Origin of the sequence: Nocardiopsis valliformis DSM 45023 (genome assembly GCF_000340985.1) — a bacterium.
GTDB lineage: Bacteria > Actinomycetota > Actinomycetes > Streptosporangiales > Streptosporangiaceae > Nocardiopsis > Nocardiopsis exhalans.
The window spans coordinates 204606-216967 of the sequence record NZ_ANAZ01000002.1; the positions used below are offsets into that span (position 1 = coordinate 204606).

General features: G+C 70.5%; 11 protein-coding genes. 6 read left to right on the forward strand and 5 right to left on the reverse strand.

From position 1 onward, the window contains the following. Nucleotides 1–39 precede the first annotated feature (39 nt). The 3 genes from D457_RS0101540 to D457_RS0101550 all read right to left on the reverse strand — a co-directional run bounded on the left by D457_RS0101540 (nucleotide 40) and on the right by D457_RS0101550 (nucleotide 3505). Nucleotides 40–450, reverse strand: a complete 411-nt coding sequence (locus D457_RS0101540; RefSeq protein WP_017578876.1) for a DUF779 domain-containing protein — start codon at nucleotides 448–450, stop codon at nucleotides 40–42. Continuing rightward, nucleotides 450–1973, reverse strand: coding sequence for an acetaldehyde dehydrogenase ExaC (gene exaC / locus D457_RS0101545; RefSeq protein WP_017578877.1), 1524 nt, complete (start codon nucleotides 1971–1973; stop codon nucleotides 450–452). The genes D457_RS0101540 and exaC overlap by 1 nt, the downstream gene beginning before the upstream one ends. Nucleotides 1974–2173: 200 nt before the next feature. Then, the gene (locus D457_RS0101550; protein WP_017578878.1) at nucleotides 2174–3505 is read right to left on the reverse strand and encodes a GAF domain-containing protein; all 1332 of its coding nucleotides are present in this window, start codon (nucleotides 3503–3505) and stop codon (nucleotides 2174–2176) included. A 324-nt stretch (nucleotides 3506–3829) separates the two neighbouring features. Here D457_RS0101550 and D457_RS0101555 point away from each other — a divergent pair, with 324 nt between their 5' ends. From D457_RS0101555 to D457_RS0101570, 4 genes are all read left to right on the forward strand, one after another. Continuing rightward, nucleotides 3830–4579, forward strand: a complete 750-nt coding sequence (locus tag D457_RS0101555; protein ID WP_039830861.1) for a hypothetical protein — start codon at nucleotides 3830–3832, stop codon at nucleotides 4577–4579. A 69-nt stretch (nucleotides 4580–4648) separates the two neighbouring features. Continuing rightward, the gene (locus tag D457_RS33960) at nucleotides 4649–5311 is read left to right on the forward strand and encodes a hypothetical protein (RefSeq protein WP_152514106.1); all 663 of its coding nucleotides are present in this window, start codon (nucleotides 4649–4651) and stop codon (nucleotides 5309–5311) included. 21 nt (nucleotides 5312–5332) lie between these two features. After that, nucleotides 5333–6613 carry a hypothetical protein gene (locus tag D457_RS0101565; protein ID WP_239645977.1) on the forward strand — a complete coding sequence of 427 codons (1281 nt, stop codon included), beginning with the start codon at nucleotides 5333–5335 and terminating at the stop codon, nucleotides 6611–6613. 120 nt (nucleotides 6614–6733) lie between these two features. Then, nucleotides 6734–7672: a hypothetical protein gene (locus D457_RS0101570; protein WP_193374414.1), complete on the forward strand. Its 939-nt coding sequence runs from the start codon at nucleotides 6734–6736 to the stop codon at nucleotides 7670–7672. A gap of 281 nt (nucleotides 7673–7953) precedes the next feature. On the opposite strand, the gene D457_RS0101575 is transcribed toward D457_RS0101570, so the two are convergent. Continuing rightward, entirely contained in the window at nucleotides 7954–8964 is a 1011-nt protein-coding gene (locus tag D457_RS0101575) for a CPBP family intramembrane glutamic endopeptidase (protein WP_152514107.1), read from the reverse strand. A gap of 416 nt (nucleotides 8965–9380) precedes the next feature. Between D457_RS0101575 and D457_RS0101580 the strand changes: the two genes are divergently transcribed. Further along, the gene (locus D457_RS0101580; RefSeq protein ID WP_017578883.1) at nucleotides 9381–10061 is read left to right on the forward strand and encodes a class I SAM-dependent DNA methyltransferase; all 681 of its coding nucleotides are present in this window, start codon (nucleotides 9381–9383) and stop codon (nucleotides 10059–10061) included. A 67-nt stretch (nucleotides 10062–10128) separates the two neighbouring features. Here D457_RS0101580 and D457_RS0101585 read toward each other — a convergent pair whose 3' ends face one another. Beyond that, nucleotides 10129–11013, reverse strand: a complete 885-nt coding sequence (locus tag D457_RS0101585) for a dienelactone hydrolase family protein (protein ID WP_017578884.1) — start codon at nucleotides 11011–11013, stop codon at nucleotides 10129–10131. 172 nt (nucleotides 11014–11185) lie between these two features. On the opposite strand from D457_RS0101585, the gene D457_RS0101590 reads away from it, so the two are divergent. Continuing rightward, nucleotides 11186–12229, forward strand: coding sequence for a methyltransferase (locus D457_RS0101590; RefSeq protein WP_017578885.1), 1044 nt, complete (start codon nucleotides 11186–11188; stop codon nucleotides 12227–12229). Nucleotides 12230–12362 lie beyond the last annotated feature (133 nt).

Consider the following 12362-nt stretch of genomic DNA (forward strand, 5'->3'; position numbering starts at 1 on the left):
GCCTCCCGGCCCCGGTCTTCCCCTCCTCCAGCGGATCGGTCACTCCAAGCGCTCCGCCTCCTCGTCGGTCATCAGCCGTGACCTGATCAGGAAGCGGTTGCCGGTCGGGGCCTCAACGGAGAAGCCCGCCCCCCGTCCCGGGACGACGTCGATGGTCAGGTGGGTGTGGCTCCACAGCTCGAACTGCGACCGCGACATCCACACCGGCACCGGTTCGGGGAGTCCCGCGTCCAGGTCGCCCAGGTGCACGTCGGCGGCCCCGGTCCGGAACTCGCCCAGCGGATAGCACATCGGTGAGCTGCCGTCGCAGCAGCCGCCGGACTGGTGGAACATCAGCGGGCCGTGGTCGGCGGTGAGCTCCCTGAGCAGGTCCGCCGCCTTCTCCGTGAGCGCGACCCGCTCCACCGTCGCTTCGCCGCCGTGCGAACCGTCCGAACCGTGGCCGTCCATCAGAAGAACCCCAGCGCCTGATCCGAGTAGCTGACCAACAGGTTCTTGGTCTGCTGGTAGTGGTCGAGCATCATCTTGTGGTTCTCGCGCCCGATCCCGGACTGCTTGTACCCGCCGAACGCCGCGTGCGCGGGGTAGGAGTGGTAGTTGTTCACCCACACGCGCCCGGCCTGGATGTCGCGTCCTGCCCGGTAGGCGGTGTTGCCGTCGCGCGACCACACACCCGCTCCGAGCCCGTACAGGGTGTCGTTGGCGGTCTTGATGGCGTCCGCGTAGTCGTCGAAGCGCGCCACCGACACCACGGGGCCGAAGATCTCCTCCTGGAAGATCCGCATGGTGTTCTGGCCCTCGAAGACCGTCGGAGCGACGTAGTAGCCGCCAGCGAGGTCGTCCTCCATCTCGGCCCGGCCGCCGCCGGTGAGCACCTTGGCGCCCTCCTTACGGCCGATGTCGATGTAGGAAAGGATCTTCTCCAGCTGGTCGTTGCTGGCCTGGGCGCCGAGCATGGTCTCGGTGTCCAGCGGATTGCCCTGCGTGATCTTGCCGACCCGGCCCAGGGCGTCGTTCATGAAGCTGTCGTAGATCGAGTTCTGCACCAGGGCGCGCGAGGGGCAGGTGCACACCTCGCCCTGGTTAAGGGCGAACATCGTGAAGCCCTCCAACGACTTGTCGTAAAAGGCGTCCTGCTCGGCCGCGACGTCGGCGAAGAAGATGTTCGGGCTCTTGCCGCCCAGCTCCAGGGTGACCGGGATGAGGTTCTCGGAGGCGTACTGCATGATCAGGCGGCCGGTGGTGGTCTCGCCGGTGAAGGCGATCTTGCGCACCCGCGCGCTGGAGGCCAGCGGCTTGCCAGCCTCGACCCCGAACCCGTTGACGATGTTGACCACGCCGGGCGGGAGCAGGTCGCCGACCAGGTCGATGAGGACCAGGATCGACGTCGGGGTCTGCTCGGCGGGCTTGAGGACGACGGCGTTGCCCGCGGCCAGGGCCGGAGCCAGCTTCCAGACCGCCATGAGGATCGGGAAGTTCCACGGGATGATCTGGCCGACCACGCCCAGCGGCTCCTGGAAGTGGTAGGCGACGGTGTCGCCGTCGATCTGGGAGCTGTGGCCCTCCTGGGCCCGGATCGCACCGGCGAAGTAACGGAAGTGGTCGATGGCCAGCGGAATGTCCGCGGCCAGACACTCGCGGACCGGCTTGCCGTTCTCCCAGGACTCGGCGACGGCGAGCTTCTCGAGGTTCTCCTCCATCCGGTCCGCGATCTTGTTCAGGATGACGGCCCGCTCGGCGGCGGAGGTGCGGCCCCAGGCGGGGGCGGCGCCGTGCGCGGCGTCGAGGGCGAGCTCGATGTCCTCGGAGCCGCTCTGGGCGACCTCGGTGAAGGTGCGCCCGGTGACGGGGGTGGGGTTCTCGAAGTAGCGGCCCTTGACCGGCTTGACCCACTCGCCGCCGATCCAGTTCTCGTAGCGCGACGCGTACTGGACGACACTCCCGGACTCACCGGGGGGAGCGTAGATCGCCATGGTGGTCTGCCTCCTTGTGTTGCTGCGCAGGTGCGCCGGGACGCCTGCCCGGCACCACGAAGAACAGTGGGATGTGACGCTAGTTACACCCAGGTTGCGACCACGTTGCAGGCGTTGCGAGGAAGCGCCGTGAGGAGGGGGCGAGTGCTCGCAGGCGCGGGAGCACGGAGGAGCCCGGGGCGCCCGGGGCGCTCAAGGGCTCAGCCGCCCAGCCAGCGGAGCCGACCGCGCAGGGCGGCGTGCTGGGGTGAGCTGGGGTCGAGCGCGCGCAGGGCCGCGGTCAGGACCCGGGGGTCCTCACGCCATTCGGGATGCTCCGACCAGGCCAGGAGCACCCGAGGGTCGGCCTTGGCCGCGAGCACCTCGCACACCTCCGCCTGGAGTTCGTCCCTGGCCTCGATCACCCCGGGCGCCTCGGAGCGGGGCAGCACCGGTCCCTCGTAGACGTTGACCGCCTGTCGGTAGGAGCCCTCGGCCAGGTGGCGGCGGACCTCGTCGATGTCGGTGACGAGCGGGCAGCACAGCCGGTAGGGACGGGAGGCGAGCAGCCCCGAGCCCACCAGGCGGCGCAGCCGCGACATCTCGGCGCGGATGGTGACCGGGGAGGCGTCGTACTCGTGCAGCAGGGCGCCGAGGGCCTCCCCGGTGAGGCCGCGCGGGTGGCGGGCCAGCAGCAGGAGGATTTCGGAGTGACGGCCGCTGAGCTCCACCGAGCGCCCGTCCGCTTCGAGCAGCCCCTGGTCGCGGCCGAGGACGCGCAGGCAGGCCGGTCCCGGAACGGATTCGGCGAAGTCGGCGAGGGTGGCCGGATCAGCGGCGCCCCCGGGGTCCGCGAGCCCTGTTCCGGTCCGGGGCGCGGGCAGCAGACCGCTGATGCGCTGGGCCCGGATCTCCATCTCGGCCGCGGTGGCGGCCGCCCGGACCAGGGCCAGGGCCTGCGGGGAAGCCAGGAGGTCCTCGCCGGTGAGGTCGAGGACACCGATCAAAGCTCCGGTGTCGGGGTCGTGCAGCGGGACCGCCGAACAGCTCCAGCGCTGGACTCCCCGGCTGAAGTGCTCGCTGGCGAAGACCTGCACCGCGTGGTCGACGGCCAGCGCCACACCGGGGGCGTTGGTCCCGGCCGAACGCTCGTGCCAGTTGGCGCCCTCGACGAAGTGCATGGACTCGGCGTTGCTGAGCAGCTTGTGGTCGCCCTCCACCCACAGCAGGCGGCCGGAGACGTCGCCGACCGCCATGATCTGTGGGCCGGGCGCGCTGTCCAGGAGGAGGCGGCGCAGCAGGGGCATGGCCACGGCGAGCGGGTGCACGCTGCGCTGGGTGTCCAGGTCCGGGCCGGTGAGTTCGAGCCGGGGCAGAGTGCGGTCGGGGTCCACCCCGTGCAGGGCACTGCGGCGCCAGGACTCACCCACCACCGACCGGACCCGTGCGCTGAGCCGCCCGGAGTCGGTGAAGCGTTCGTGCGCGACGGCCACGTCCCGGCGTAGGGCGTCGGGGTCGGTGTCCCATGACCACGCGTTCCATGCCCTGGACATCGGTGCGTCCCTTCGTCGCGACGGCTGAGGCCCCAGGCGCAGGTCCTCCTCGGGCCACCGAGTCAATCCGCGCGGGAGAGTCTTGACAAGGGGTTCGGCCAGAACTACTGACAAGTCGCCCAACCACATCACGTATATACCCCAACGCGTCGCCTGGGCACGGACCTGGCGGCCCGGTGCGGCTGTCAGTGCTGTTGGGGTCGGGTGGGTCGGCGGACCCCGGGTTCCGCTGGTGTCCGGTTCCCGGCGCGTCCCGGGATTCTGCGACACTTCGCGCACGGACACTTTCCCTCCGTCCCCACCCGGAAGGCGTCAGTACCCCCTATGTCCACGCCCCAGCCACACCCTGCCCCGCAGGACCCGCCTCAGGGTTCCGGGCAGCGGCGCACCGAGCAGTACGGTCCCGGCCAGTACAGCCCCGGACACCAGGCCCCGGGCTTCGCTCCGCCAGTGCCCCCACACGTCGTGACGGCCCACCCCGCTTCCCCGCCGCCAGCGGCACCCCCGCCCGCACTCCCGCCGGTCCGCCCGGACCTGAACTGGTACTGGGTCACCGCGCTGTTCCTCCCGGTGGGCGTTCTGATCACCACGCTGGGCGTCCTGATCGGCGGCGCGCCGTTCTCCAGCCCGTGGCTGCTGGCGCCCTTCATCTCGTTCCTGCCCACGGTGGTCTGGCCGGTGGTGATCTACCTGATGCGTGACGGCTCCGAGCGCCGCCGCAGGAGTCTGCTCCCGCCACCGCCCACCCTGATGCACATCGCGCCCTACCCCGGCGCTCCGACCTGTCCGGTGTGGTTCCAGCCCCGCACCTCACCGCCCCTGGATCCGCGGAACCTGCGGCCCAGACGCTTCTGGTACGCCGTAGCGGTACTGTCCCTGCTGCTGGCCTCCCCGAGCGCGATGGTCGCCGGGATCCTGGTGGGCGAATGGCTGAGCGCTCTGCTCGGCATTCTGCTCTTCTTCGTCACTCCGCCCACCCTGGTCGTCGTGGTGCTGGTCCGGCGCGCCGCGCACCGCAAACGGATCGTCCACGAGCACCTCCTCAAGGAGTGGAAACAGGCCCACGGGGGCTGACCCGAACGGTCATCAATCCCACAGACACCCGTTTCCTCACCTGTCACACGATTCTGCGACACTGCGTACATGACCAATCCCCCTGAGCATCCAGGTGCGCATCCCGTTGCCCCTGCCAAGGCCCCGGGCAAGCGCGGTTACTGGTGGTCCGGCGGCCTCACCCTCACCGGTGTGCTGCTGTTCACGGCGGTCTACCTGTTCTCGCTGAGCCCGAGCTTTCCAGAGCCGGACATCGTGGAACGAATGGACAGCGGTGACCGAATCACCTTCGAGGTCGGGGAGGACGAGGACGGAGAATGGGCCGTCTACCACTCCGCCGGAGGCTCGTACGTCCCCCTGCCCTGCTTCCTCCACCCGCCGAACGGCGAGCGGACCCCGCCCGACGACGAAGGCTGGCACCACTCCCAGTCGTTCGGTGGCTGGGGCGCTGTCGGCCCCTTGGAAACACCAGAGCCCGGAACCTACACGCTCATCTGTTCCTCCAACACGGCCGAGGAGTTCGCCCTCGGCGACACCGGACCGCTGCACCTTCGCAGTGCCGTCTTGGTGGGCTCCGAGATCACCGCCCTGGGAATCACCCCGCTGCTGCTGCTCGCAGCGATCGTGGTCGGTGTGGTCACCGCACTCCGCCGACGCTCCGCCCGCAAGCTGACCCCCGCCCCGCACGCGGCGCCTCCCCAGCAGTACCCCTCCCCGCAATCTCCTCCCCAGCAGCATCCTCACCAGCACTGATCCGAAAGCACCAGGCCCCGAATGACCAGCCCCGAGGAAGGCCCACCGCCCGGTGGGGCCCAGCAGCCCTCTCACCCTTCTCCGCCCCCGGAGTTCCGGCTACCCAAGGCGCCACAGGGCGCCCCGCCCCCGCCGCCCGGTGAGGTTCAGCAGCCGTCCTCCCGGGCCGAGAACCTCCAGCTGCCAACGGCCGCGCGGGGTACCCCTCCCCCGCCGCCCGCGCAGTACCTGCCGCCGCAGCGCCCGACCGCCTCCCCCGGGGCTCCCCCGGCTCCCGCCGCACCGAGCGCCGAGGCCTCCCTCCCCGAGGTGAAGCCCGCCCGGCTCTGGTACTGGGTGTTCGGCGCGATCTTCCCGGTCAATCTGCTGATCAGCATCCTGTTGCTCAGCGACAACCCCGGAGCCTCCCCGGCGCTGATCGTCAGCGGCATCATGACCCCGATCCTGACCTTCATGATCTCCCTGATCGGCTGCCTGACCGTGATGGTCATCCGCACCACTAGGATCTCCGCTCGTCGAACGGAGCAGGCCCGGCGTGCGCGGGTGGCCGCCAGTGGCGTGCCCGTGTCCCCGGACGGCATCCCGATGCCCTACCCCGGGCAGCGCATCCCCGCGGCCCAACCGGGCTATGCAGCGCAGCAGGCGCTCGTCGCGCACATGCCGCCGGTCGAGATCCCCGCGAAGGACATCCGTCCCCGGCGCCGATGGATGGCGGTCGGCGCGCTCATCTTCCCGCTCGCGTTTGTCCTGGGCATGACCGGTTTCTGGACCTTCGGAAGCAGCGCCGCCGAGGCCTCCCCCGAGTTCGCCTCCGGGATCATCCAGGGCAGTGGCAGCGTCAGCTTCCAGGTGAGCCAGGACCAGGTGGGCTCGTTGGGCCTGTACTCGACCGGCGGGCCCGACGACGAGAACAGCTTCACCTGCGACCTGTCCGGGCCCTCGTACGCCGGGTTCGCCGAGAAGCCGGTCGGTTACAGCCACGGCGAGTGGCGGCTGGTCGAGTCCGCGGTGGTCACCTTCCCCGGCACCTACACGCTGGACTGCTCCGGCCCGGGCACCCTGGAGTTCGCGATCGCGGACACTGACGTCGCCGTCGCCTACGACGAGGCGATGCTGGCCTCGTTCGGGATGGTGTTGCTGTCCTGCTTCGTGGGGTTCTTCGTGTCGCTGACCGTCGTGGTCACGGTGGGGGTCAGGCGCAGCGCCCACCGCAAGCGGCTGACCCGCGAACACCAGGCCCGGATGTTCCAGACCTGGGCCCAGGCCCGGGATCAGAGCGCTCCCCAGCACTATCCGACCTGATCCCCGGCCCCGAACACACGGCGCCCCCAGGCACACAGTGGTGCCGCCTCCCCGTCCCGAAAGCGGCACCACCGAGCCCCCCATCACGGTCAACTACCTACAACTGACAAAAGGTCAGCCATGTCGCACTCCTCCCCTTCTTCTGAGAACCCCGCCCAGTCCGGGCCCCCCGAACAGGGCAGACAACAAGCCCCCGAGCAGGGCCAGCAGCTGCCCCCTGGGTACGGCAGCGGTCACTCTTCCGAGCCCGCGCAGCCCGGGCACACTCCCCAGGCCGCTCATGGCACCCCGTATCCGTCCCCGCATGCACCGCAGCAGCAGCAGTACGCGCAACAGCAACAGCCTCACGCGTACCCGCAGGCCCAGTACCACCAGGCCCCGATCTACTATCAGCAGGTTCCGCCCCGCCCCATGCCGGTGATCGACGGGAAGGAACTGCGCCCCCACTCCCGCTGGTACTGGATCGGTGGCCTGACCATCCCAGTCGGAGGCCTGGTCGCCGTACTCGTCTTCGTCGGCCTGCTCCTCTCCGCGACCGCCGAACCCGAACTCGTCGCCGAGTTCGAGGGCGGCGACAGTGCCACCTTCCAGGTCGAGGAAGGACAGGAAGGCTACTGGGGGCTGTACGTCGAGGGCCCCGGCAACCGGTTGGCCTGCGTACTCGACACACCCTCCGGCCCCGGATCCGGGAACGACAACCTGGAAACGGCACCGCACTCCTACAGCGGCACGGCCTACGACGGCTGGCGGCTCGCCGCTGGACTCTCCACCCCCGAGCCCGGTGAGTACGTCCTGCACTGCGATGACCTGTATCCGGGCACCTATGGGATCGGCACCCTCGAGCAGACCGCCTCCGCCGAGGCCAAGCTGATCACCGCGACGCTGGTCCTGGTCATCCTCGCCCCGGTGAGTTTCATCGCGGGCGCGGTCATCCTCATCGTCACCGGGGTCCGGCGGTCCTCGCACCGCTCCCGACTGATCCGAGAGCGGCTGTCGGCCTCCGCCGCCCCGCAGGGGCCTCCGCCCAGCGGCAGCGCGCCGGGCGGCGCACAGCACTGATCATCCGTGCTGCTCCCGAAGCAGCCCCACCCGCAGCGCCCCTTCCGGTACCCCACCGGCCGGGGGCGCTGCGTGCCCGTCCGCGCCTGCGTGAAGTGGCCGGAACCGGAGCGTTGCGGGCGGGGTCATAGTGGCTAAGCTCGGGGCGCGGCCGGGGCCACCTGCCCGAGGACCTGTGGGTGGGCCCGATCCGCGCCCGTGTCCACGTGCGGACCAGCTCACCGACCAGATGCGGGCGGTCGGCTTCGAGGTGCTGCACGACGCCGACCGCCCGTCCTCGGTCACCCTCCCGAAGCGGCCCCCCGTGGTTCCCCGCCCGAGATGACCGCGTCGTCATCACCGGGCGGGACACCGTCTCCGGCAACGCGGTTCCGCAACAGCAGGGTGGTACCGAGGGCGACCAGGCCCACGACGACCAGACCGATCAGGCCGCCGTTGCCGCCGGGGTAGAGGCCGGGGTGGGTCGGGCCGTCAGCGTGCATCAGGGTGGCTCCGAAGACCGGCAGGAACGCGATGGTGGCGGCGTGCCCGAACACCGCCGGCCACACCGAACGGGAGGCCAACCGCAGCCAGCCGAGAATGATCCCGTACAGCACCACGCTCACCAGGAATGACAGGTGACCGACGAGAGGCATGTCCCCGAGCGTCGTGTGGATGTACAGCTGCGGGCTGTGCCACAACCCGTGGATGAGGCCGCTGATCAGGAGTGCCGGCCACACTCCCAGCGGGAGCAGACGGGGCAGCAGGTAGCCCCGCCAGCCGAGCTCCTCACCGAAGTACAGCAGGAACGTCAACGGGAAGAAGAGCAGGAGCCCGCCCAAGACCGCCAGGTAGACCTCGGTGGGAAAACCGGTCTCCGGCAGTACCGCGTCCGGGGCCCTCTCCGCGAGCACTTCGCGCAGGCCGGAGAAGTTCTCCGGGTCGAGCGGGGCGACGCCGAGCGCGACGGCGGCCAGGAGGGCCAGCCCGGGCAGGAGCACGAACACCACGAAGCCCAGCAGCGAGTACCCCGCGACCCTGCGCAGTGGCCGCAACGGGGTCAGGGCCAGGGCACGAGCCACGTTCCCCGGCCGCCACACGAAGAGCGTGACCAGGAGCGCCGCGACCGCCGGGGTGAACACGTAGATGTGCGTGGCGGTCCCGAAGGCGGGATCGGTCGGCGGGGTGCCGTTCAGGATGAGCGGGGTGAAGACGAGCCAGGCCAGCCCGAAGGCGAGCAGCACGAAGATCGAGATCTCGCGGAGGGGCGCCTTGCCGCGACCGGGACCGGAGTTCACAGGCGGGGAGTTCATCCTTCGACGCTAGGAAGAAGGGCCCTCAGCCGGTATGCGGCTGCCCTCCGAACCGACCTGCGGCCACCCCACCCGGCACCCTGCGGACAACCTCAGGACGCTCGGGGCCCGGAGCCGGACTCACGTGCCCCAGCCCGGTCTGGGAGGGCCGAGGTGGAACCACGGGGGCCGCGCGTCACTGCCTGCCGACAGGGGGCTGTCGGGCGAGGAACTCCTCGAACGGCGCCTTCTGCTTCGGGTCCATCAAATCCTCCTGAGGGGACCACCAGCTTTAGCCGGTGGTCCCCTCAGGAGGATTTGATGGCGCCAGAGGCTACTGACCGCCTCTGACATACCGCGGGCACGCCGTTCCTGTGCGGGGTCGACCCAGGCACGCAAAGCGTGGGTGGTCGTCCCCCTGCTCTACTGTCGCTGCCGTGACCGAACCACTGCCCTGCTCCCGGCCGTCGGCAACCGCGACGGCGCGCGCCTATGACTCCGTGGCCGCCCTGTACACCGAGCTCGCCCGGAACGAGCTAGACGCCCATCCGCTGGACCGGGGGTTGCTCGCCGCCTTCGCCGAACACGTACAGGTCAGCGATGTCGAGCCCGGGACCGTCGCCGAACTGGGCTGCGGTTCCGGTCGGATCACCGCGCTCCTGCGGGACCTGGGTCTGGAGGTCTTCGGGGTCGACCTGTCGCCGGTGATGATCGACATCGCCCGGCAGACCTACCCCGACCTGCGTTTCGAGGTCGGTGCCATGGACGATCTGGATCTGCCCGACGGTGAGCTGGCCGGTGTCGTTGCCTGGTACTCGGTCATCCACGCCCTGCCGGAGGAGCTGCCCGCGTACCTCGCCGAGTTCCGCCGGGTGCTCGCCCCCGGCGGCCACCTGCTGCTGGCCTTCTTCGAATCGGAGGACGACCCGGTCACGGAATTCGACCACCGGGTGGCCCCGGCCTACCGCTGGCCGATCGACCACCTCGCGGGGCTCGCTGGCGAAGCCGGGTTCGCGGAGATCGGCCGACTGCTGCGTTCGCCCATCGGGGGAGAGCGGTTCCGCCGCGGCCGTCTACTGATGCGCGCACCGGCAGACGGTGGCGAGCGACGCGAGTAGCCGCCCGTCGGTGCACCGGAAGCATCGCTTCTGGAGCGAGGGCGTTCGGCGGCCGGGGAACGAGGGCTCAGAGTTCGGGGAGGTTCTCGTCCTTGGTGCCCTGGCCGTTCGCGCCATGACCGCTCGTGTTGGCGCCGTTCGCTTCGGGACGACGGACCTCGCCGATCCCGCCACTGCTGTCCCCGCGGTGTCTGCCGCCGAACCCACCGCCGCTATCCTCCGCGCCCTTCTCCTCGCCCAGGTGTTCGGCGAAGAAGGCCTCGATCCGCTGCCAGGCATCGGCCGCGGACTCCGGGTGCGGTCCGGTGCCCATCGCGCGCAACACCACGCGCAGCGGTTTGGGCCCGTTGGGTGCCTCGTTGAGGAAGGAGTGCCCGGCGTGCGGGTACTCCTTGACGTCGTTGGGCACCCGCGCGTCGTAAAGGGCACCCCGGAGCTTGTTGGCGGCCCCGCTCAGCTGGCGGTCCTTGGCCCCGTAACTGGCGACCATCGGGCAGGAGCGGGCGGCGACCGCCTGGATGTCCTGGGGCAGGAACCCGTAGTTGGGCGCCGAGACGTCGAAGTCGGGCGCAGCGGCGATCGCGAAGCCGCCGCCGAGGCAGAAGCCGATCACCCCGACCTTGCCGGTGCAGTCGGGCTGGGCCCGCAACCACTCGCGTCCGGCGAGCAGATCGGTGAAGGCCCGCCCGTGTCCGTCGCTGAGGGCGCGCATGACCCCGCGAACACAGCGCAGCATACCGCCGTCGCTGTAGAGGTCGGGGACCACGGTGAGATATCCGGCCCGGGCCATCCTGTCGGCGTGCAGGCGCATCTGTTCGTCGACCCCGAAGGCCTCGTGCGCCACCACCACCCCGGGCCACGGCCCCTCACCTTCGGGTCGGGCCAGGTAGGCGCGCAGGTTGGGCGAACCGTCACCACCCTGTGTCAGGTCGCTGAGGTCGATCTCCGGCATGGCTGTCTCCCGATCGTCCGCCCCGGGCCAGTGTTTCCACTGACTCTAGACACCCTGCCGCCGTTGGGAAGGGGATCGGCAGAATATCCCGGCGGTGGGGAGCCTCAACCGGCACACCTGGGTAGCCTCCTTGCGGAGAAGGCAGGCCGGCTCGAGGACTGGAGTGTGCTCGATGGGTGGAGTGGCTGAAGAACGTGGGGAACACCGGGACGGCAAGGAGGCGCGGGAAGCCGCGGCACGGGTGTGGGCCAAGGCCAGCCTGGTCACCCCGATGGCGATCCGGGCGGTGGCCACGCTGCGGGTCGCCGACCACCTGGCGAAGGGGCCGCGCACCGCTCAGGAACTGGGCGAGGCGGTAGGCGCACGCCCCGAGGCCCTGGCCCGGGTACTGAGGCACCTGGTGGGCGAGGGCCTGTTCACCCTGGAGGACGACCGCTTCTCGCTCACCGGGACCGGTGCCGCGCTGCGTTCGGACCACCCCTACTCGCGGATCGGCTGGTTCGCGGCCGACAGCGCGCACGGGCGCGCCGACCTCTGCCTGGCCGAGCTGACCGAGGCGCTGCGCACCGGGGAGCCCGCCTACGGGCTGCACTTCGGCGGGTCCACGTTCTGGGACGACCTGTCCGCGGACCCGGACCTGTCCGCCTCCTTCGACGACATCATGGGCGCCCGCATGGCGGCGCAGGCGCGCACCCTGGCCGGGATGTACGAGTGGCAGGCGCTGGAGCACGTGGTGGACGTGGGCGGCGGGGACGGCACGCTGCTGCGCACTCTGCTGGAGCGCTTCTCCCGGCCGCGCGGGACCGTGGTCGATCTGCCCGGCCCTGTGGCGGCAGCCCGCGAGACCTTCCGCCGGGCCGCTCTGGCCGACCGTGCCGGGGCGGTGGAGGGCAGTTTCTTCGACCCACTGCCCGAGGGCGGTGACGCCTACCTGCTGTGCTGGGTCCTGCACGACTGGGACGACGCCTCGGCCCGCACGATCCTGCGCCGCTGCGCCGAGGCGGCCGGGCCGACCGGGACCGTCCTGGTCGCCGAGTACGGCGGCGGCGCCGAGATGTCCGAGCTCGACGTGCGGATGCTCGCGTACTTCAACGGCCGGGAGCGCGACGGCGAGGAGTTGGCGGCCCTGGCGGCAGAAGCGGGACTGAGTCTCGCCGGAGACCACGAATCACACGGGATCAGGCTCCTGGAGTTCACCGTCGGCCATCCAAGGTGATGTGAGTCACACCACACTTCTGTCACCACGGGCAACACGAACAACACCCGAATCCACCCGCCTCCCCCGGTTGACGCGGACACCTCCCGCCTGGCTCCATGGGGCGCACCTCTTCACACCCGCTACTGAGGAG

What these genes read in the sequence shown, in the direction of transcription:
- D457_RS33960 (WP_152514106.1), top strand. Translation starts at nt 4,649, where the DNA reads ATGACCAATCCCCCTGAGCATCCAGGTGCGCATCCCGTTGCCCCTGCC.
- D457_RS0101585 (WP_017578884.1), bottom strand. Translation starts at nt 11,013, where the DNA reads ATGCCGGAGATCGACCTCAGCGACCTGACACAGGGTGGTGACGGTTCG.
- D457_RS0101575 (WP_152514107.1), bottom strand. Translation starts at nt 8,964, where the DNA reads ATGAACTCCCCGCCTGTGAACTCCGGTCCCGGTCGCGGCAAGGCGCCC.
- D457_RS0101555 (WP_039830861.1), top strand. Translation starts at nt 3,830, where the DNA reads ATGTCCACGCCCCAGCCACACCCTGCCCCGCAGGACCCGCCTCAGGGT.
- D457_RS0101565 (WP_239645977.1), top strand. Translation starts at nt 5,333, where the DNA reads ATGACCAGCCCCGAGGAAGGCCCACCGCCCGGTGGGGCCCAGCAGCCC.
- D457_RS0101590 (WP_017578885.1), top strand. Translation starts at nt 11,186, where the DNA reads ATGGGTGGAGTGGCTGAAGAACGTGGGGAACACCGGGACGGCAAGGAG.
- exaC (WP_017578877.1), bottom strand. Translation starts at nt 1,973, where the DNA reads ATGGCGATCTACGCTCCCCCCGGTGAGTCCGGGAGTGTCGTCCAGTAC.
- D457_RS0101540 (WP_017578876.1), bottom strand. Translation starts at nt 450, where the DNA reads ATGGACGGCCACGGTTCGGACGGTTCGCACGGCGGCGAAGCGACGGTG.
- D457_RS0101570 (WP_193374414.1), top strand. Translation starts at nt 6,734, where the DNA reads ATGTCGCACTCCTCCCCTTCTTCTGAGAACCCCGCCCAGTCCGGGCCC.
- D457_RS0101550 (WP_017578878.1), bottom strand. Translation starts at nt 3,505, where the DNA reads ATGTCCAGGGCATGGAACGCGTGGTCATGGGACACCGACCCCGACGCC.